Annotated in this window: 17 protein-coding genes; 8 read left to right on the forward strand and 9 right to left on the reverse strand. The window is 60.7% G+C overall.

What is annotated here, in order from left to right; genetic code table 11:
• The first annotated feature begins 94 nt into the window (after window positions 1-94).
• The 3 genes from NIBR502773_RS07660 to cobA are packed head-to-tail and all read left to right on the forward strand — an operon-like array spanning window position 95 to window position 3,746.
• Window positions 95-1,306: a NarK/NasA family nitrate transporter gene (locus NIBR502773_RS07660; protein WP_027603689.1), complete on the forward strand. Its 1,212-nt coding sequence runs from the start codon at window positions 95-97 to the stop codon at window positions 1,304-1,306.
• Entirely contained in the window at window positions 1,306-2,976 is a 1,671-nt protein-coding gene (locus tag NIBR502773_RS07665; protein WP_115488470.1) for a bifunctional protein-serine/threonine kinase/phosphatase, read from the forward strand. Before NIBR502773_RS07660 ends, NIBR502773_RS07665 begins: the two co-directional genes overlap by 1 nt.
• A gap of 26 nt (window positions 2,977-3,002) precedes the next feature.
• On the forward strand, window positions 3,003-3,746 hold the full coding sequence (gene cobA, locus NIBR502773_RS07670) for a uroporphyrinogen-III C-methyltransferase (RefSeq protein WP_065924776.1): 744 nt from the start codon (window positions 3,003-3,005) through the stop codon (window positions 3,744-3,746).
• Between the two features lie 57 nt (window positions 3,747-3,803).
• Here cobA and NIBR502773_RS07675 read toward each other — a convergent pair whose 3' ends face one another.
• From NIBR502773_RS07675 to ppsA, 8 genes are all read right to left on the reverse strand, one after another.
• Window positions 3,804-4,784: an OmpA family protein gene (locus NIBR502773_RS07675; RefSeq protein WP_115488471.1), complete on the reverse strand. Its 981-nt coding sequence runs from the start codon at window positions 4,782-4,784 to the stop codon at window positions 3,804-3,806.
• Window positions 4,785-4,891: 107 nt separating this feature from the next.
• A complete protein-coding gene (gene sigX / locus NIBR502773_RS07680; protein ID WP_010208495.1) occupies window positions 4,892-5,482 on the reverse strand; it encodes an RNA polymerase sigma factor SigX in 591 nt (196 codons plus the stop codon).
• A gap of 87 nt (window positions 5,483-5,569) precedes the next feature.
• Window positions 5,570-6,394: a mechanosensitive ion channel domain-containing protein gene (locus tag NIBR502773_RS07685; RefSeq protein WP_003175519.1), complete on the reverse strand. Its 825-nt coding sequence runs from the start codon at window positions 6,392-6,394 to the stop codon at window positions 5,570-5,572.
• A 2-nt stretch (window positions 6,395-6,396) separates the two neighbouring features.
• A complete protein-coding gene (locus NIBR502773_RS07690) occupies window positions 6,397-6,642 on the reverse strand; it encodes a hypothetical protein (protein ID WP_015885347.1) in 246 nt (81 codons plus the stop codon).
• A gap of 86 nt (window positions 6,643-6,728) precedes the next feature.
• Complete coding sequence (locus tag NIBR502773_RS07695; RefSeq protein ID WP_027603685.1) at window positions 6,729-7,724, reverse strand: zinc transporter ZntB; 996 nt, start codon at window positions 7,722-7,724, stop codon at window positions 6,729-6,731.
• A gap of 26 nt (window positions 7,725-7,750) precedes the next feature.
• Entirely contained in the window at window positions 7,751-8,242 is a 492-nt protein-coding gene (rraA, locus tag NIBR502773_RS07700; protein WP_027603684.1) for a ribonuclease E activity regulator RraA, read from the reverse strand.
• A gap of 188 nt (window positions 8,243-8,430) precedes the next feature.
• On the reverse strand, window positions 8,431-9,420 hold the full coding sequence (locus NIBR502773_RS07705) for an alpha/beta fold hydrolase (protein ID WP_141155779.1): 990 nt from the start codon (window positions 9,418-9,420) through the stop codon (window positions 8,431-8,433).
• A gap of 104 nt (window positions 9,421-9,524) precedes the next feature.
• The gene (gene ppsA / locus NIBR502773_RS07710; protein WP_027603682.1) at window positions 9,525-11,900 is read right to left on the reverse strand and encodes a phosphoenolpyruvate synthase; all 2,376 of its coding nucleotides are present in this window, start codon (window positions 11,898-11,900) and stop codon (window positions 9,525-9,527) included.
• Window positions 11,901-12,077: 177 nt separating this feature from the next.
• On the opposite strand from ppsA, the gene NIBR502773_RS07715 reads away from it, so the two are divergent.
• Complete coding sequence (locus tag NIBR502773_RS07715) at window positions 12,078-12,896, forward strand: pyruvate, water dikinase regulatory protein (protein WP_027603681.1); 819 nt, start codon at window positions 12,078-12,080, stop codon at window positions 12,894-12,896.
• A 187-nt stretch (window positions 12,897-13,083) separates the two neighbouring features.
• Here NIBR502773_RS07715 and NIBR502773_RS07720 read toward each other — a convergent pair whose 3' ends face one another.
• Window positions 13,084-14,508: a PLP-dependent aminotransferase family protein gene (locus tag NIBR502773_RS07720; RefSeq protein WP_092486799.1), complete on the reverse strand. Its 1,425-nt coding sequence runs from the start codon at window positions 14,506-14,508 to the stop codon at window positions 13,084-13,086.
• Window positions 14,509-14,668: 160 nt separating this feature from the next.
• Here NIBR502773_RS07720 and NIBR502773_RS07725 point away from each other — a divergent pair, with 160 nt between their 5' ends.
• The 4 genes from NIBR502773_RS07725 to NIBR502773_RS07740 are packed head-to-tail and all read left to right on the forward strand — an operon-like array spanning window position 14,669 to window position 19,408.
• Window positions 14,669-15,562, forward strand: a complete 894-nt coding sequence (locus NIBR502773_RS07725) for a DMT family transporter (protein WP_168209033.1) — start codon at window positions 14,669-14,671, stop codon at window positions 15,560-15,562.
• A gap of 23 nt (window positions 15,563-15,585) precedes the next feature.
• Window positions 15,586-17,448: a molybdopterin-synthase adenylyltransferase MoeB gene (gene moeB / locus NIBR502773_RS07730; RefSeq protein ID WP_141155781.1), complete on the forward strand. Its 1,863-nt coding sequence runs from the start codon at window positions 15,586-15,588 to the stop codon at window positions 17,446-17,448.
• 15 nt (window positions 17,449-17,463) lie between these two features.
• Window positions 17,464-18,378 (forward strand): PLP-dependent cysteine synthase family protein, encoded by a 915-nt coding sequence (locus NIBR502773_RS07735; protein ID WP_065940683.1) that lies wholly within the window; start codon window positions 17,464-17,466, stop codon window positions 18,376-18,378.
• Window positions 18,379-18,415: 37 nt separating this feature from the next.
• On the forward strand, window positions 18,416-19,408 hold the full coding sequence (locus NIBR502773_RS07740; protein ID WP_065940684.1) for a serine O-acetyltransferase: 993 nt from the start codon (window positions 18,416-18,418) through the stop codon (window positions 19,406-19,408).
• Window positions 19,409-19,410: the final 2 nt, after the last annotated feature.

The raw sequence follows: 19,410 nt of genomic DNA on the forward strand, positions 1-19,410 counted from the left end.
TTTGGCCCCGGTAGCACGGGGCCGGTGGGGCGGCCTCAGCCGGCGGCTCCATCACCAGGCCTTCTTACAAGACTCCCAACCGTTGAGGTGCGTGATGAAATCAAGCTTCTGGAAATCCGGGCACACCCCGACCCTGTTTGCCGCGTTCCTGTATTTCGACCTGAGTTTCATGGTCTGGTATTTGTTGGGCCCGCTGGCGGTGCAGATTGCCGCCGACCTGCACCTGACCACCCAACAACGCGGCCTGATGGTGGCGACGCCGATCCTGGCCGGCGCGGTGCTGCGCTTCCTGATGGGCATGCTGGCGGACAAGCTGTCGCCCAAGACCGCCGGGCTGATTGGCCAGGTGATTGTGATCGTCGCCTTGTTCAGCGCCTGGAAACTGGGGATTCACAGCTACGAACAAGCCTTGTTGCTGGGACTGTTCCTCGGCATGGCCGGCGCATCCTTTGCGGTGGCGCTGCCGCTGGCGTCCCAATGGTACCCGGCCGAACACCAGGGCAAGGCCATGGGCATCGCCGGTGCCGGTAACTCGGGCACGGTGTTCGCGGCGTTGCTGGCCCCGGTGCTGGCGGCGGCGTTTGGCTGGAGCAATGTGTTCGGCTTTGCGCTGATTCCGCTGATCCTGACGCTGATCGTCTTCGCCTGGCTGGCACGCAATGCACCCGAGCGGCCGAAAGCCAAGTCCATGGCCGATTATTTCAAGGCCCTGGGCGACCGCGACAGCTGGTGGTTCATGTTTTTCTACAGCGTGACCTTCGGCGGTTTTATCGGCCTGGCCAGCGCCCTGCCCGGCTATTTCAACGACCAATACGGCCTGAGCCCCATGACTGCCGGCTATTACACCGCCGCCTGCGTGTTCGGTGGCAGCCTGATGCGCCCACTGGGCGGCGCCCTGGCCGACCGTTTCGGCGGGATCCGCACCTTGCTCGGCATGTACAGCGTCGCGGCGATCTGCATTGCGGCGGTGGGTTTCAACCTGCCCAGTTCCTATGCAGCACTGGCGCTCTTCGTCTGCACCATGCTCGGCCTGGGTGCGGGCAATGGCGCGGTGTTCCAGTTGGTGCCACAGCGTTTCCGGCGTGAGATCGGTGTGATGACCGGCCTGATCGGCATGGCCGGCGGCATCGGCGGTTTCGCCCTGGCCGCGGGCATGGGCGCGATCAAGCAGAGCACCGGCAGCTATCAACTGGCCTTGTGGCTGTTCGCCAGCCTGGGCGTACTGGCCTGGTTCGGCCTGCATGGCGTCAAGCGTCGCTGGAGAACCACCTGGGGTTCGGCCGCAGTGACCGCCGCACGCGTCTGATGAGCCTGCAACTGAGCGTCGCCCATGCCAGCGCCATCGGCCCACGGGCGGAAAACCAGGATGCGCTGCGGGTCGTCACCCCCGCAGCGGAACTGGCGGCGAGCAAAGGTTACCTGTGCGCCCTGGCCGACGGTGTGAGCCAGTGCGCCGACGGCGGCCTGGCCGCACGCTCGACTTTGCAGGCCCTGGCCCTGGATTACTACGCCACACCGCAAACCTGGGGTGTGGCACAGGCATTGGAGCGCTTGCTGCTGGCGCAAAACCGCTGGTTGCAGGCCAATGGCGGCGGCCAGCCGTTGCTGACTACCCTCAGTGCCCTGGTCTTTCGCGGCCAGCGTTTCACCCTGGCCCATGTCGGTGATTGCCGGGCGTATCGCTGGCTGGACGGTGAGTTGCAGCGCATCAGCGAAGACCATGTGTGGGAACAACCGGGCATGCAGCACGTACTCAAGCGTGCCCTTGGCCTGGATCAGCACCTGGTGCTGGATTTTCTCGACGGTCAATTGCGCGAAGGTGAGTGCTTCCTGCTGCTCAGCGACGGCGTATGGGCCACCCTGGGCGATCACAGCATCAGCGCGATCCTGCGCGAACAAACCGACCTGGACCTGGCGGTCACCACACTGGTCAATGCCGCACACCTGGCGGGCAGCCAGGACAATGCCAGCGCCTTGCTGGTGCGCGTCGACACGCTGGGCGCCGCCACCCTCGGCGACGCCCTGGTGCAATTGCAGCAATGGCCCTTGCCACCGCTGCTGAAATCCGGGCAACGCTTTGAAGGCTGGCAGGTGGACAGCGTACTGGCGCAAAGCAGGCAGTCATTGCTGTACCGGGTGCGCGATGCCCAACAGCAACCCTGGCTGCTGAAAACCCTGCCACTGAGCCGCGACGACGACAGCGACGCCGGCCAGGCATTACTGTCGGAAGAGTGGTTTTTGCGCCGGGTAGCCGGGCGTGCCTTTCCTGAGGTGCACGCCGCCAGCGGGCGCCAGCATTTGTACTACGTCATGCGGGAATACCCGGGGCAGACCCTGGCCGAGCTGTTCCAGCACCAGGGCCCATTGCCCCTGGCGCAATGGCAGTCCGTCGCCGAGCGTTTGCTGCGCGCAGTCGGCATGCTGCATCGACGGCAGATCCTGCACCGCGACATCAAGCCGGAAAACCTGCTGCTGGGGGATGACGGTGAATTGCGCGTGCTGGATTTCGGCCTGGCCTACTGCCCCGGTCTTTCCGAGGACCGTGCCCACGTACTGCCCGGCACCCCGAGCTTTATCGCGCCCGAAGCGTTCAATGGCGACCGTCCGACAGCCCAGCAGGATTTGTACAGCGTAGGCGTCACCTTGTATTACCTGTTGACCGGGCATTACCCCTACGGGGAAATCGAAGCCTTCCAACGGCCTCGATTTGCCCAGGCTGTCAGCGCCAGCCGCTATCGCCCGGATCTCCCCGACTGGCTCCCCCTGAGCCTGGAGCGGGCCGTGGCTGCCCAGCCGGCGCATCGCTATGAAACCGCCGAGGAATGGCTGCTGGTGCTGGAACAGGCTGACCGCCATGAACTGAGCATTCGCCCCAGGCCCCTGCTGGAGCGCGAACCGTTGAAGGTCTGGCGCACCTTGGGCCTGGTCTCGATGCTGATCAATCTGATTCTTCTGTATTCACTCTTTCACAGCTGACGTCAGCTCTAGACGAGGAAAAAACCATGAACGCAAAAGTCTGGCTGGTGGGCGCGGGCCCTGGCGATCCGGAGCTGTTGACCCTCAAGGCTGTACGGGCCCTGCACGAAGCCGATGTGGTACTGATCGATGACTTGGTCAACCCGGCGGTGTTGGAGCATTGCGCCGAGGCGCGGGTGATCACGGTCGGCAAACGCGGCGGCTGCCGCTCGACCCCGCAAGACTTTATCCACCGCCTGATGCTGCGTTACGCCCGCCAAGGCAAGTGCGTAGTGCGGCTGAAAGGGGGTGACCCGTGCATTTTCGGGCGCGGTGGTGAAGAAGCCGTGTGGCTGCGTGAACGCGGCGTCGAGGTAGAGTTGGTCAACGGGATCACCGCCGGGCTGGCGGGTGCAACGAATTGCGCGATTCCACTGACGTTGCGTGGCGTCAGCCGCGGTGTGACCCTGGTCACGGCCCATACCCAGGACGACAGCAGCCTTAATTGGCGCGCATTGGCCGAGGGCGGGACGACATTGGTGGTGTATATGGGAGTGGCCAAGCTGGAGGAGATTCGCCAGCAATTGCTCGAAGGCGGGATGGCGGCAGATATGCCGGTGGCGATGATCGAAAACGCCTCACTGCCCCAACAGCGCGAATGCCGCAGTGAGCTGTCACGGATGCATGAAGACGCACAGGCATTTGCCTTGAAGAGCCCGGCGATTCTGGTGATCGGCCATGTTGCGGCCGCCGAGCAGACGGCTTATGTCGCTGCCGCAGTCAGCGCCTGAGGCAAATTCCAGGCGAAAAAAACCCGGCCGAAGCCGGGTTTTTCTACATCTCAGTAATTACTGAGCGGTAGCTTCAACCGACGCTTCTACGCGACGGTTAACAGCACGACCAGCTTCAGTTGCGTTGTCAGCAACTGGGCGGGATTCGCCGTAACCTACTGCGGTGATGCGGCTAGGAGCCACGCCGTCTTTAACCAGGACTTGCTTAACAGCGTCAGCACGACGCTGGGACAGCTTCTGGTTGTAGGCATCTGGACCTACGGAGTCAGTGTGACCAGCAACTTCTACGTTGGTAGCTGGGTACTGAGCCATGAAGTCGGCCAGGTTTTTCACGTCGCCGTAGCTGTTAGGCTTAACAACGGACTTGTCGAAGTCGAACTTGACGTCCAGCTCAACACGAACAACCTGGGCAACTGGAGCTTCTGGCTCTGGAGTTGGCTCTGGAGCTGGTGCTGGGGTAGGAGCTGGAGCAGCTGCGCCAGCGTTACCGCCGAAGTTCACGCCCAGGCCAACCAGTGCGGAGTAGTCCCACTTGCCGTTGTCCAGACCGTAGTCAGCTTCAACACCGGCACGAGCGTACAGGTTGTTGGTGAAGTAGTACTTCACACCAGTACCAACGGTAGCGAAGGTAGTCTGGTCGCGACCGCTGTGGCCGTCAGCCTGAACGTTGGTACGGCTCTGGTGACCGAAGCCGCCTTCTACGTATGGACGCAGGCTGTCTACGCCAGCTTGACCGAAGTGATACTGGGCAACCAGGCTGCCGGTATCGCCTTTGATCTTCTGGTTACCAGTACCGTCGTTCGAACGGGTGTGGTTGGTCTTGTCGTAGGACAGGTTCAAGGACAGGTCGTCGGTCAGGAAGTAACCGATGCGAGCGCCAGGATTGAAGCCGTCTTCGATGTGCTTGACGCTATCGTTGTACTGCTTCTTGTAGAACAGCTCGCCTTCAACTGCGCCTTGGCCTTGTGCCAGAACGCCGAAAGAAGTAGCGGCAATAAGAGAACCAATGGCCAAGCCCAAGGTGTTTTTCAGTTTCATCCGTTAAATCCCCATCTGGTGATTGTAAAGCAGTCCCACAAACCGGGGGACAACTCGGCGACAAGTCTAACAGAACTTGCCTACACGTAAGAGATATTTGCCACGCACTAAGTTTCAGTCTCGCCCGCAAATTTCTCACGTAATTTATCTAGAGCACGCTTGTAACGCATTTTTGTAGCACTCAAACCCATGTGCATGATGTCAGCGATTTCCTGGAATTCCAGCTCTGCGACAAATCGTAGCACCAGAATTTCCCGGTCAATCGGGTTCACATACACCAGCCAGCGATCAAGTCCGCCCTTCTCCTCGGGTGCCGGCGCCTTTTCTTCAGACGCCTCCTCAAGGGGGTCCAGACTCAAGGCGTCCATCAAGCGACGCTTTCGCCGTTCCTTCCGATACTGCGTGATGCACTCGTTGTAGGTGATGCTGTACAGCCACGTCTTGAACTTCGATTTGCCCTCGAAGTTCTTCAGGCCGTACAGCACCTTGAGCATCACTTCCTGACAGACATCATCCGCATCTCTATCGTTCCCTAAATACCTTGAACAAACGTTGAACAGAGTGCGTTGATATCTGCGCATCAATTCTTCATACGCGCGAGTTACGTGAAACAGCTCCGTGTGCGAGCGCGCGACCAACTCCTCATCAGAGAGCTCACGGGGGTCATAGCGCGTGGACAGCGTTTGGGCTTTATTCAAAACAAGTCGTGCCGACAGTCAGGTCAATGTCCGCTACAGCCCGGTCAGCCGGGCTTGCGGCGGCGTACATTAGCAGGGTTTGCCGGGTTAGCGGCTACTGACCTGCTGCTCGAGGAGAATCCGATTGGACAGCGACACCAGGTCGCCGTCATCGGTCAGCACCGTCGTCTTGACTGTGCCGATCTCCTCGATTTGCCCTTCGACCTCGCCCACACGCACCTGTTGCCCAACCTGATACAACTCACGCACATAGATTCCCGCGAGAATCTGGCCGGCAATTTCCCGGCTTCCCAAGCCCATGGCCAGCGCAACGGCCAGACCAACGGTAATCAAAACGATGACGATCACGTGGTTGAGCAGGTCAGTCTTGACCTCCAACTGGCTGATCGCGACCGAAATACTGATGATGATCACCAGCCCCTGGGCGATACGCCCCAGGCCAGCGGCATAATCCAACCCCACCCCCTCAGCGGCGCCGCGCACCAGCCCGTTGGCCAGTTGAGCAAGCAAAACGCCTACGAGAAGCACCAGCGCGCCGCCGAAAACCTTCGGCAAATACAGCGCCAGCATGTCGAGCGTAGCTGAAACTCGCTCAAGTCCAAGGGATTGCGCCGCAGAAACCAGAAAAATCAGTAAAACAAACCAATAGACGATCTTGCCGATCAACGTGGAGATCGGCACTTGCAACCCGGCGCGGCCCAGCAGCTTGGTCAAGCCAGTGCCGGCCATCAGGCGGTCAAGGCCCAGTTTCGCGAGCAGTTTGGACAGCAGGGTGTCGAGCAGCTTGGCTACGACAAAGCCCAGCAGCACCAAAACCAGGGCACCAAACAGGTTGGGAATGAAATTCGCCACCTTGGTCCACAATGCGGTCATCGCGGTGACCAGGCTCTGGGTCCAGAGATCAAGTTCCATATTCAATCAGCCTTATCAGCAGTGCGAGCAAGAGGTTTACGACGGGAGACCGGTGATACATGGGCCGAACCGTTGTTCAGGGCCATCATCAACGCCGGCATCCAGCGGCCGAGCAGACCGAACAGGTCACCCGCGCCCACCTGACGGTTAGCGGTTTTCAATACGCGGCCCAGGCAGGCATCGTCGTCGCGGTTGGACGGCGAGGCATTGAGCATGTCACGCAAAGACTGTTCGAACGGATCGTGCATAAAGACCTCTCGCAAGTGTTTTAAAAGACGAGGGTAAAATTCCCGGGGTCACATAGGACCCTTCCTACGTTCAGGTCATATTCAGCTCAAACCCAGCGCAATCGTCGAAACAACCACCATTGTCCGAGCGCCACCGACACCATCAACAGGCATGCAATCACGAATCCGTAGGGGCTGGCAGAGAACGGTATGCCTCCCACATTTATACCCAGCAAACCGGTCAGGAAACTCATCGGCAGGAAGATTCCCGTGATGATCCCGAAGCGGTACATGGTGCGGTTCATGCGTACGCTCAAGCGTCGGTCTTCGGCCTCAAGCACAAGCCCCACGCGCTCCCGGGTCAATTCGAGCTCTTCCAGGTAGCGGGTCAGGCTGTTGTTCAATTCGTTCCAGTAGTCGGCATCGTCGTCACAGAACCACGGCAATTTTATCCGCGTGAGCTGGGCAAAAATATCCCGCTGCGGCGACAGGAAACGCTTGAGCCCGGCCGCTCGGCGACGGATCTGCAAAACACTGCCATGTTCAGGTGTATACCGTTCGTCGGTATCGAGTTTTTCTTCCTCAGCGTCGACGATTTCCGACAAATCCGTGACCAGATCCTGGACCTTGTTGGTCAAGTACTGCGCCATATAAAGGATGAGCTCCGAAGCGGTTTTCGGCCCCTTGCCATCCGCCAACTGCACGAGCAGTTCATCGGTGGCGCGCAACGGGCGCAGACGCAGGGAGATCACACGGCTGGCGGCAGCGAAGATACGTACCGAGACCATGTCTTCCGGCTCGGCCCCCGGGTTGAGGTTGACCCCGCGCAGGAACAGCAGCAACTCGGCATCCGGCAGCGGCAACAGGCGTGGGCGGGTGTTCTCCTCCAGCAGCAGGTCGCAGGCAAATTCGCTCAAGCCACTGGATTTGCGCAGCCAGGTCTGGGTCTGGGGATGGCTGCGATCCCAGTGCAGCCACAGGCTTTCCTGGGGCTGCAGTTGCAAGTCGTCGAGCTCAGTCCGGGCAATCGAACGCGCACCGCCTTTACCGTCCAGCACCAGGGCATGCACCAGCCCCCACTGCGCGTTTTCTTCCTCGAACATCCTCACCCCTGTCGGTTATTGCGGTTTTATTCAGGCATCTGCAGCGGGCTTGGCGAGACGATCACGCCATTATTGTCGGCGTAGATGTACTCACCTGGGCGGAACGTCACACCCGCAAATGTCACCACGACGTTCAGGTCGCCGATGCCGCGCTTATCGGTTTTCATCGGATGACTGGCCAGCGCCTGCACCCCAAGGTCGGTCTGGGCGATCACATCGACGTCACGGATGCAGCCATAGATCACCAACCCTTCCCAACCGTTTTTCGCGGCTTTCTCGGCGATCATGTCGCCCAGCAGCGCGCGCCGCAGGGAACCACCACCGTCGACCACCAGTACCTTGCCGGCGCCCGGCTGGTCGGCCTGCTCCTTGACGAGGGAGTTATCTTCGAAACATTTGATGGTGACAATCTCGCCGCCAAAGGAATCTCGGCCGCCGAAGTTGCTGAACATCGGCTCGACTACCTGCACCAGGTCCGGGTAGGCGTCGCACAGGTCGGGGGTCACGTAATGGTTCATTGAAAAATTCCTTTCCGCCAAAGAAGTGTCTTTCGAAAGAAGCACCAGCCGGAGCCGGTGCGCAACATCCCATCCGCTTCGTCGTAACGCAATAACCACTGCGCGACTGAATATGACCAGAAGCGTTTAACGCGTCATATATTAGCCGCAACCACACACGAGCGAAACGCCCTTGGCAGAGCCCTGCGTCAAACTACGACCAATGCCTCGGGCTTGGCACCCAATAAAGGTGTCAGCGGATCGTTCAACCATTGCTCAACCAGCGGCCAGACCTCGGCCTGGGCGGCTTTGCTGACGAGCATTTCCACATGCCCGAAATCACCGCTGAACCCTTGCTGACGCCCCAGGCACAGGTACTGACGGTGCTCGGAGCCGATCTGCTCGAACAGCTTACGGCACGCCCAGTCCGGATCCTGCTGGTCGCCCGCCGCGCTGACGGCCAGCAGCGGCACATCGACGTCCGCCAGGCCTTTCCACCAATCGCGCTTACCCTCGCCAAAGCGGCCGAACAGGCCATTCCAGCGCATGGCTTCGATCAGCACGCCGGCCGGTTCGTCCTCCGGGCCCCGCTTGAGCCGCGAGCCGGACACTTCGCCGAAGCGCTTCAACAGCAGACGGCCGGTCCACTCCACTGGAGGAAGTTTCAATGGCCAGTGGCTGCGACTGACTTGACAGCCAAACAGTGCTACCGAGGCCACTGCCGGCGCACCCAGGTGCTGCCCACCCAGGGCCGCCGCCAGGGTTGTAGCGCCGAGAGAATGACCTATCCAATGGGGAATCTGCGCACTTTGCTCACGCACAAAGGCGCCGATGGCCGGCAGATCGTAACGCGCGTAGTCGGCGACGCGGTTGCGGGCGTAGTCCTGGTTGCGCCGGGACAGCCCATGACCGCGCATTTCCGGGATCCACACATCGAATCCCTGGCGGGCCAGGTAGGCGCCCAAGCCGATCCCCTTGGGCGAATACCAGAAACGCCGGTTGGAAAAACTGCCGTGCAACAAAATAACCGGTATGCCCCGGTTTTCCGGGACATCGGCCAGGCCTAAACGGGTCACAGCCAGCTCGACGGTACCGTCGGGGCTGTTACCGGGCTTGAGGCGATACACGTCTTCACTCAGGTCGCCACGACGCTCAGCGCTGATCAGGGCGACAGGAAACAGGTTGCTGCTGCTTTGCATAATGCTCTTGCACAAAAAAGGGCGACGTCCGCAAGGATTCCGCCCTGTACAGATAAGAATGCCGGTCACCCTGACGGGGGACCGGCACTTTTGACATGGCGACCTCAGGCGGACGCTTGACCTTCCGCCAGGAAGAACCAGGTTTCCAGCACGGAGTCAGGGTTCAGCGAGACGCTTTCGATACCCTGCTCCATCAGCCATTTGGCCAGGTCCGGGTGATCGGAAGGGCCCTGGCCGCAGATACCGATGTACTTGCCGGCCTTGTTGCACGCCTGGATGGCGTTGGCCAGCAGCTTCTTGACAGCAGGGTTACGCTCGTCGAACAGGTGGGCGATGATCCCGGAATCGCGGTCCAGGCCCAGGGTGAGCTGGGTCAGGTCGTTGGAACCGATGGAGAAACCGTCGAAGAACTCCAGGAACTCTTCGGCGAGGATGGCGTTGGACGGCAGTTCGCACATCATGATCACGCGCAGGCCGTTTTCGCCGCGGGACAGGCCATTTTCGGCCAGCAGGTCGACGACCTGGCTCGCTTCGCCAAGGGTACGGACGAACGGCACCATGATCTCGACGTTGGTCAGGCCCATCTCGTTGCGCACACGCTTGAGGGCGCGGCATTCAAGCTCGAAGCAGTCACGGAACGCTTCGCTGATGTAACGCGAGGCGCCACGGAAGCCCAGCATCGGGTTTTCTTCTTCGGGCTCGTAGAGCTTGCCGCCGATCAGGTTGGCGTATTCATTGGACTTGAAGTCCGACAGGCGCACGATGACTTTTTTCGGGTAGAACGCCGCCGCCAGGGTGCTGATGCCTTCCACCAGCTTCTCGACGTAGAAGCCCACCGGGTCGTCGTAGCCGGCGATGCGCTTGTCCACGCTTTCCTTGATGTCCAGCGGCAGGCCGTCGTAGTTCAACAGGGCCTTGGGGTGCACACCGATCATGCGGTTGATGATGAACTCCAGGCGGGCCAGGCCCACACCGGCGTTCGGCAACTGCGCGAAGTCGAAGGCACGGTCCGGGTTGCCGACGTTCATCATGATCTTGAACGGCAGGTCGGGCATGGCGTCGATGGAGTTTTGCTTGATGTCGAAGCCCAGCTCGCCTTCAAAGATGAAGCCGGTGTCGCCTTCGGCACAGGACACGGTCACGCCCTGGCCGTCCTTGAGCAATTGGGTGGCGTTGCCGCAACCGACCACTGCTGGAATCCCCAATTCGCGGGCGATGATCGCCGCGTGGCAGGTACGCCCGCCACGGTTGGTGACGATGGCGCTGGCACGCTTCATCACCGGCTCCCAGTCCGGGTCGGTCATGTCGGAAACCAGCACGTCGCCAGGCTGGACTTTGTCCATCTCGGACACGTCCTTGATGATCCGCACCTTGCCGGCGCCGATGCGCTGGCCGATGGCACGGCCTTCCACCAGCACGGTGCCGGTTTCTTTCAGCAGGTAGCGTTCCATGACGTTGGCCGAGGTGCGGCTCTTCACGGTTTCCGGGCGGGCCTGCACGATGTACAACTTGCCGTCATCACCGTCCTTGGCCCATTCGATGTCCATCGGGCACTGGTAGTGCTTTTCGATGATCATCGCCTGCTTGGCCAATTCGCTGACTTCCGCGTCGCTCAGGCAGAAGCGCGCGCGCTCGGCTTTGTCGACGTCTACGGTTTTCACCGAGCGACCGGCCTTGGCCTCGTCGCCGTAGATCATCTTGATCGCCTTGCTGCCCAGGTTGCGGCGCAGGATGGCCGGGCGGCCGGCTTCAAGGGTGTGCTTGTGCACGTAGAATTCGTCGGGGTTGACCGCGCCTTGTACAACGGTTTCGCCCAGGCCGTAGGCGCCGGTGATAAACACCACGTCACGGAAGCCCGACTCGGTGTCGAGGGTGAACATCACGCCTGCGGTGCCGGTTTCCGAACGCACCATGCGCTGCACGCCGGCAGACAGGGCCACCAGCTTATGGTCGAAACCCTGGTGCACACGGTAGGAAATGGCGCGGTCATTGAACAGCGAGGCAAACACTTCCTTGGCGGCGCGGATCACGTTTTCCACGCCGCGGATGTTGAGGAAGGTCTCTTGCTGGCCGGCGAAGGAGGCGTCGGGCAGGTCTTCGGCGGTGGCCGAGGAGCGCACGGCGACGGCCATGTCCGGGTTGCCGGCCGACAGGGTGGCGAAGGCGGTGCGGATTTCTTCGTTGAGCTTCTCGGGGAACTCGGCTTCCATGATCCATTGGCGGATCTGGGCACCGGTTTTGGCCAGGGCGTTGACGTCATCGACGTCCAGGGCATCCAGCGCGGCGTGGATCTGAGCGTTGAGGCCGCTCAGTTCGAGGAAATCGCGGTAAGCCTGGGCCGTGGTGGCGAAACCACCGGGCACCGACACACCAGCGCCTGCAAGATTACTGATCATCTCGCCGAGGGATGCGTTCTTGCCCCCTACGTGCTCTACATCATGGACGCCGAGCTTATCGAGGGAAACTACGTACTCTACCAAGGTGATCTCTCCACTAACTGTGTTGGAAAAGCTCAGGACGCCGGCTGCTCGTAGGAGCGATTACCCGCGTTTGTGGCCTGGACCTGGAAAATAAGTGAGAATGCGGCCCACTATGGGACGGCAAAATCGCGCCTATCATATCCAAGATTCGTCATCAGCTTAAGGCCCAGGGCTCAAATGAAACGATCTGCTTTCTTTATCTCCGACGGCACCGGCATTACCGCCGAAACCCTGGGTCAGAGCCTGCTCGCGCAGTTCGAAAACAATACCTTCGCCAAATTCACGCGGCCCTATATCGACAGCGTGGATAAAGCGCGGGCCATGGTACAACAAATCAATCTGGCGGCTGAAAAAGACGGCTTTCGGCCGATCATTTTCGACACCATCGTCAATCAAGACATCCGTGAGATTCTCGCAACGTCGAATGGTTTCATGATCGACATTTTCTCGACGTTCCTGGCGCCGCTGGAGCAGGAGTTGAGCGAACACTCCTCCTATTCGGTCGGAAAGTCCCATTCCATTGGGCATAACTCCAATTATATGGAGCGTATCGAGGCGGTGAACTTCGCCCTCGACAACGACGACGGCGCCCGCACTCACTACTACGACAAGGCCGACCTGATCCTGGTCGGCGTGTCGCGCTGCGGCAAAACGCCCACCTGCCTGTACATGGCCATGCAATTCGGCATCCGTGCGGCCAACTACCCGCTGACCGAAGACGACATGGAGCACCTGACGCTGCCCGCCGCGCTGCGCGCCCATTCGCACAAGCTGTTCGGCCTGACCATCGACCCGGACCGTCTCACCGCCATCCGCAACGAGCGCAAGCCCAACAGCCGCTACTCCAGCTATGCCCAGTGCGAGTTCGAAGTGCGCGAAGTAGAAAATCTGTTCCGTCGCGAGAATATTGCGCATATCAATTCCACGCATTTTTCGGTGGAAGAGATTTCGGCGAAGATTCTGGTGGAGAAAGGTGTGGAGCGGCGCTTCAAATAATGCCTTGAGACACTGCTTTACTGTGGTGAGCGGGCTTGCCCCGCGCTGGGCTGTGCAGCAGCCCCAAACCAGTCAGCGAGAACTGGCTGACACACCGCATTTATCTTGATTGGGGCTGCTGCACAGCCCAGCGCGGGGCAAGCCCGCTCACCACAACGAGCCTGCTCACAGCATGGACGTCCACTGGCTATAGGTGAAACCGCCCTCCCCCTTGCCCCAACGCCGTCGCCAATGCATCAAACCCCGCCCGCAACAACTGATCATCCCCCGAGGTATTGCAGATACTCGCCCGAATGAACTGCGGCACCGCCGTCTGCCCTACGGCAAACGCCTCGGCGGTGGCGATCAGGTAATTATTCTGCTTGAGCTCCGCCTCGATTTCCGACGCGCGCCAGGGCTCCGGCACTTCGATCCAGAAGTGCGGGCTGTTCAGGTGGGTGCGGTACGCCAGGCCGGCCAACAAATCCTGCACCAACGCTTTGCGTCGGCTGATCTCGTTGATCTGTTGGCGCAGCAGGTATTCCGCCGTGCCGTTTTCGATCCACTGCGTCGCCAGCTCCAGGGTCACCGGCGTCGCCATCCAGCAGGTGGAGCGCAAGGCCGCCGAGATACGGCTGACCAGCGCCGGGGGCGCATGCACATAACCCACACGCAGCCCGGCAGACACGGCCTTGCTCAAGCTGCTGATCAAAATCGTACGTTCGGGGGCGAAATGGCTGAGGGGCGGTGGACGGTCTTCAACCAATACGCCGTGGGCTTCGTCCTCAAGAATCAGCAGATTATGTTCCCGGCACACCTTCACCAAGGCTTCACGGCGCGCCACCGATAACACCGCCGTGGTCGGGTTCTGGATGGTCGGCGTGCAATACAACGCTGAAACCCGGTGATTACGACAGACTTCATCCAGCGCGCTCGGCAGCACGCCTTCTTCGTCCATCTCCAGGCCGATCAGGCGGATACCCAGCATGCGTGCGGCGGTGATCAGCCCCGGGTAAGTCAATTGTTCGGTGACCACCGTATCGCCGGCGCGCAGCAGGGCCATCATCGCGCACAGCAGGCCATGCTGGCCGCCGTTGACGCAGATCACCTGCTCGGGGATCGGATGAAAATCACACTGCACCAGCCACTGCGCCCCCGCGTCGCGATAACGCGGCAGGCCGGCATCCGGGGTGTAGGCGCTGATGTCCTGGAGGAACTTGGCGTTGGTCGACAGGGTTTGGAAGCTCTGTGCCAGGAAGGTGGTTTCCTGACCCGGGATATGCATGTTGCGGCTCATGTCGAAGTACTGGCGCGGCTCCTCGCTGAAGTTACGAAAGCCTTCATCACGCTGGCGTTCCATCCCACGCTTGCGGACGAAAGTGCCGTCACCCACTCGCGCTACCACCAACCCCAGACGCTCCAGCTCACCGTAGGCCCGGCTGATGGTGCCGATGGTCACCCCCAGGTTGTCGGAAAGCACCCGATGAGGCGGCAGTTTTCGTCCCGGCTCAATCAAGCCTTCGAGGATGCCCCGTTCCATGACATCGGACAGGCGCTTGTACTTCACGCCCTGCCCGTTGGACAACCCCTCACGCATAATTGACACCATGTCAATATTTGTTTTGACAGCCATCTTTCGCCCTAATAGTGTGCTTTTACGGGTTCAATCGCCGAATTTCATAACTCATTACAAGTTCAATATAGAGTTCAATTCAGGCTCAGGGAAGCAATAAACGATGCCAATGTCCGCCGTTCTCGAAAACACCGCCAAAACCAAAACGCAAAAACAGTGGCTGGCCGGGCTGGTAACCAGCGTGATGTTCCTGATCGTGTGCCTGAGTTGGGGCACCACGTGGCTGGGGATCAAGATCGCCGTGGAGAGCGTGCCGCCGCTGACGTCCGCCGGCCTGCGCTTCCTGATCGCCTTCCCGCTGTTCCTGTGTTTTGCCAAGGTGCGCCGCGAGCCCATCCTGTTTCCCCGCGAGAGTCGCTGGTTCTTCGTATTCGTGACCCTGTCCTACTTCAGCGTGCCCTACTACCTGCTCAACTACGGCGAGATGCATGTGTCATCCGGTCTTACCGCCCTGCTGTTCAGTTGCATGCCGGTATTCATCCTGATTTTCTCCGCATTGTTCCTGCGTGAGCGCATCTACTTTTCCCAGGTGGTCGGCATCGGTATCGGCTTCGGCAGCCTCTACATGATCATCAGGAGCCAGGGCCTGCACCTGGACCACGCCGAGTTCCTGGGGGTACTGGCGATCCTGGCGGCCGCGATCATGCATGCGTTGTGCTACGTGATTACCAAGCAAAAAGGCAGCGCCATCAGCGTGATCACCTATAACACCCTTCCCATCGGGATTGCCGGGCTGATGCTGTTCGTGGCCGGGTTATGGTTTGAAACGCCGACCTTCGAAGCCATCACCCTGCGCTCCTGGAGCGCCCTGTTCTACCTGGGGCTGGTAGCCTCGGTGGGTGGGTTCATCGTGTATTTCATGCTGCTCAAGCGCTTGAGCCCGATCATCCTGTCGTTTGTGTTCATCATCTTCCCGGTGTTCGCGGTGGTCATCGGCGCCTGGTATGAAGGCGTGGCGATTTCCCGCGACCTGATGCTGTATTCGGCCATCCTGCTGGCCGGCTTTGCGATCACCAAGTTGCCTGTTGAAAAACTCCTGGCCAAGAAAAATTGACCCTCCATCAACGCGAGAGAAACATGGACGTCCTCCGCCCAAAAGCCCTGGAACAGATCTACGCCCACGCCAGCCGCAGCTATCCCGAGGAATGCTGCGGCTTTGTCTTCGCCGACGGCAGCGTGTACCTGGGCAGCAACATCCAGAACGAACTGCACCGCAGAAACCCCGAGATGTACCCGCGCAGCGCGGCCAATGGCTACACCTTCTCGGTGGCCGACACCCTGCTGATGAACAAGGCGTTTCGCAGCGACAACCCGGTCCTGGTGATCTACCACTCCCACCCGGATGTCGGCGCCTATTTCAGCGATGAAGACCAGGACAAGGCCCTGTTCATGGGCGAGCCGATCTACCCCGTCAGTTACCTGGTGGTCGACGTTCGCCAGGGCCAGGCCCTGGGTTCAAAACTGTTTGCCTGGGATGGCAGGCATTTCGCCCTTACCCCCTTCAACGACCTGCACACGGAGTTGTCCATGAACGCTGTCTCTTTCCCCGACATTCTGGTTCGCGTGGCCAAGCTGCCGGAATCGACCCTCGAGGGCGCCGGATCGACATTGCGCGAAGTCATTGAAAACCTCTGCAGCAGCCACCCGCAGTTGCGCGCCCATCTGTTTCACGAAAAGAACAACCAGCTCAAGGAACACTTCCTGTTCACCGCCGAGGAAGAGCTGATCAGCGCCGATGACCGGCTGCCGGAAAAAGCCCGCATCGAAGTGCTGCTCGCCACCTCCGGCGGTATGGACGTCGACAGCCTCAGCAACGAGGAAGTGCAACGTTATGTGCGCCATATCACCCTGCCCGGCGTCGGCCGCGAAGGCCAGTTGAACCTCAAGAAAGCCAAGGTCCTGATTATCGGCACCGGCGGCCTGGGCTCGCCCATCAGCCTGTACCTGGCAGCGGCCGGTGTCGGTACCCTGGGGCTGGTGGATTTCGACGTGGTGGAAAGCAGCAACCTGCAACGCCAGATCGTCCACGGCAACAGCACCCTGGGCATGCCCAAGGTCGACTCGGCCAAGCAGCGCTTGCAGGACCTCAACCGCCATATCCAGATCAACGCCCACGACACCGCCCTGAACGCCGACAACGCCCTGGAACTGGTGGGCGCCTATGACCTGGTGATCGACGGCACCGACAATTTCGACACCCGCTACCTGGTCAACGACGCCTGCGTGCAACTGGGCAAACCTCTGGTGTACGGCGCCATCTACCGTTTCGACGGGCAGATCAGCGTGCTCAATTACCAAGGCGGGCCGTGCTACCGCTGCCTGTTCCCCAGCGCACCGCCCGCGGAACTGGCGCCCAATTGCAGCGCCGGAGGGGTGATCGGCGTACTTCCCGGGGTGGTCGGGATGATCCAGGCCACCGAGGCGATCAAACTGTTGATCGGCATTGGCGAGCCCCTGTCCGGCCGCCTGATGCGCTTCGATGCACTGGCGATGAAGTTCAGCGAGATCCGTTTCAAGCGCCGTGCCGACTGCCCGTGCTGCTCCGACCTGCGCCATAGCGAAACCCTGGCGCCAGCCGTATGTGCGGACGCCGTGCCCAGCCAACCGTCCCTGGCCGAAGAGCGCTACATCAAGCCGCGCGTACTCAAGCAGGTACTCGAACACCCCAGCAGCGCCGACGTGCTGCTGGATGTGCGCGACGCCAGCGAACTGGAGGTGTGCAAATTACCGGGGGTGGTGCACATCCCCCTGGCCGAGCTGGATGGCCAGCTCGGGCGCCTCAGCCGCGACAACACCCATTACCTGATCTGCTACGCCGGCACCCGCGCCGAGCAAGCGGCCAGCACCCTGTTGGCGGCGGGTTTCGCCAACACCAAAGTCCTGCAAGGCGGCATGAAACACTGGGTTCGCGACGTCGAACCCGACATGCCGTTGTACTGATCCGGGGGCTGACCGATGCTGCATAACTCTATCCTCGACGCCATCGGCCATACGCCGATCGTCCGCCTGGCGCAGTTTTCCGAAGACCTCGGCATCGAGGTCTACGCCAAGCTCGAATCCCTCAACCCGGGGGGCAGCCACAAGGCGCGCATCGCCCTGGGCATGATCCTCGACGCCGAGCGGCGCGGCGTGCTGATCCGTGACTCCGGGCAAACCATCATCGAACCCAGCGGCGGCAATACCGGCATCGGCCTGGTGATGGCCGGCAACGTGCTGGGCTACAAGGTGGTGCTGGTGATCCCGGACAACTACAGCCCCGAAAAACAGAAGCTGCTGCGCCTGTACGGCGCCAAGGTGGTGCTCTCCGACAGCCGCCTCGGCAACAATTCCCACGGTGAAAAATGCATGGAGTTGCAGCTGGAAAACCCCAGCTACGTGATGCTCAACCAGCAACGCAACGGCGCCAACCCGCAAACCCACCGTGACACCACCGCGCCGGAAATCCTGCGCGCCTTCGGTGATCGCCGTGTTGACTATTTCGTCAGCGGCATCGGCACCGGCGGCCATATCACCGGTATCGGCGAAACCCTCAAGGCCGCCTGGCCAGCCCTGCGCGTGATGGGCGTGGAGCCCGAAGAATGCGACCTGCTGAAGAACCAGCACGCGCCGCACCATATCCAGGGCCTGTCGATCGGCCTGATCCCGAGCATCCTCAATCTGGAGGTGATCGACGGCATGCTCAAGGTCTCGCGCCAGGACTGCATCGACATGATGAAACGCATCATGCGCACCGACGCCATCAGCCTGGGCCTGTCCTCCGCCGCCAACATGGTGGCCATCGCCAGGCTCGCCCCCGAATTGCCGCCCGAAACGGTGGTGTTGACCATGGTCTACGACAATGCCGACAGCTACCTGCCCAGTTTCGAATAACCGGTTTTCCAACCAGCCAGAATGCGGGGATGCCTCCATGGGCGGCTTTATCGACATGCAACAGTTGCACGATGAGTTGCTTACCCAGCTCATCAAGACCCTCACCCCCATGCAGATGAAACAGCTGGAGCCGCACCTTGCGCCGCTGATCCAAAATGCCGCCCAGGCGGTGGCCGAAGACCTGATCGCATATGCCTATCGCGATCCGGCATCCCGTGGCCGCGGCGAACTGATCCTGGAGTCCTACGCGTCGTTCAAGGCGGTGCTCTATTACCGGCTTGCGCATCAGGTGTGGAATTTCCCCGACCAGACCAACGGCGTGTTTTCACGCATCGCCCTCAAGCTGAGCAACCAGGGCAAGGTCCTGTCCGGGGCCGAAATCCACCCGGCAGCACGTATCGGCCGGCGCTTTGTGCTCGACCACGGCTACGGCACGGTAATCGGCGAAACCTGCGAGATCGGCAACGACTGCTACATCCTCTGCGGCGTGACCCTGGGCGCCCGCGGCATCGCCAACAACCCCGATGGCAAGCGTCATCCGCGCCTGGGCAACAATGTCGAAGTCGGCTCCGGCGCCCGGGTGCTGGGCTATGTGCTGATCGGCGACAACGTGTTTATCAGCCCTTCCTGTGTGATCACCCAGGACGTACCCGCCGGCACCAAGGTGAAGGTGGTGAACCAGATCCAACTGCAAAAAAACGATGAATCGGACCACAGCAACTACCTCGGGGCCTTCGCCCTGGATGAGCGCCTGCACGTGGTCGGCGAGGTCAATGCCAGCCACAAGGTCACGGTGCTGGACGCCGACTTTCATCCGTTGCAAGGCCTGATGCTGGAGCCAACGGTGAAGGAACGTCACCACCTGCAATTCAGGCTGCACCGCCTCGAATCCGGCAACTACCTGCCGCGCCTGCCGCTGAACCTGAAAGTCTGCGGGCCGGAATTCGAAATCACCCTGCTCTCCCCCCCTGGCTTGAGCGCGATGGTGCGCCACCTGCTGCAAGCCAGCCCACTGATCGTCGGAGGTTGAAC

The sequence above is a fragment of the Pseudomonas sp. NIBRBAC000502773 genome (genome assembly GCF_006517195.1).
In the GTDB taxonomy this organism is placed as follows: domain Bacteria; phylum Pseudomonadota; class Gammaproteobacteria; order Pseudomonadales; family Pseudomonadaceae; genus Aquipseudomonas; species Aquipseudomonas marginalis.

Bases quoted from the DNA above. Each gene is read 5' to 3' on its own strand.
- cobA (WP_065924776.1), top strand. From the start codon at position 3,003: ATGAACGCAAAAGTCTGGCTGGTGGGCGCGGGCCCTGGCGATCCGGAG.
- NIBR502773_RS07735 (WP_065940683.1), top strand. From the start codon at position 17,464: ATGCTGCATAACTCTATCCTCGACGCCATCGGCCATACGCCGATCGTC.
- NIBR502773_RS07720 (WP_092486799.1), bottom strand. From the start codon at position 14,508: ATGGCTGTCAAAACAAATATTGACATGGTGTCAATTATGCGTGAGGGG.
- NIBR502773_RS07665 (WP_115488470.1), top strand. From the start codon at position 1,306: ATGAGCCTGCAACTGAGCGTCGCCCATGCCAGCGCCATCGGCCCACGG.
- NIBR502773_RS07705 (WP_141155779.1), bottom strand. From the start codon at position 9,420: ATGCAAAGCAGCAGCAACCTGTTTCCTGTCGCCCTGATCAGCGCTGAG.
- NIBR502773_RS07695 (WP_027603685.1), bottom strand. From the start codon at position 7,724: ATGTTCGAGGAAGAAAACGCGCAGTGGGGGCTGGTGCATGCCCTGGTG.
- moeB (WP_141155781.1), top strand. From the start codon at position 15,586: ATGGACGTCCTCCGCCCAAAAGCCCTGGAACAGATCTACGCCCACGCC.
- NIBR502773_RS07675 (WP_115488471.1), bottom strand. From the start codon at position 4,784: ATGAAACTGAAAAACACCTTGGGCTTGGCCATTGGTTCTCTTATTGCC.
- NIBR502773_RS07660 (WP_027603689.1), top strand. From the start codon at position 95: ATGAAATCAAGCTTCTGGAAATCCGGGCACACCCCGACCCTGTTTGCC.
- NIBR502773_RS07685 (WP_003175519.1), bottom strand. From the start codon at position 6,394: ATGGAACTTGATCTCTGGACCCAGAGCCTGGTCACCGCGATGACCGCA.
- rraA (WP_027603684.1), bottom strand. From the start codon at position 8,242: ATGAACCATTACGTGACCCCCGACCTGTGCGACGCCTACCCGGACCTG.
- NIBR502773_RS07690 (WP_015885347.1), bottom strand. From the start codon at position 6,642: ATGCACGATCCGTTCGAACAGTCTTTGCGTGACATGCTCAATGCCTCG.
- NIBR502773_RS07715 (WP_027603681.1), top strand. From the start codon at position 12,078: ATGAAACGATCTGCTTTCTTTATCTCCGACGGCACCGGCATTACCGCC.
- NIBR502773_RS07740 (WP_065940684.1), top strand. From the start codon at position 18,416: ATGGGCGGCTTTATCGACATGCAACAGTTGCACGATGAGTTGCTTACC.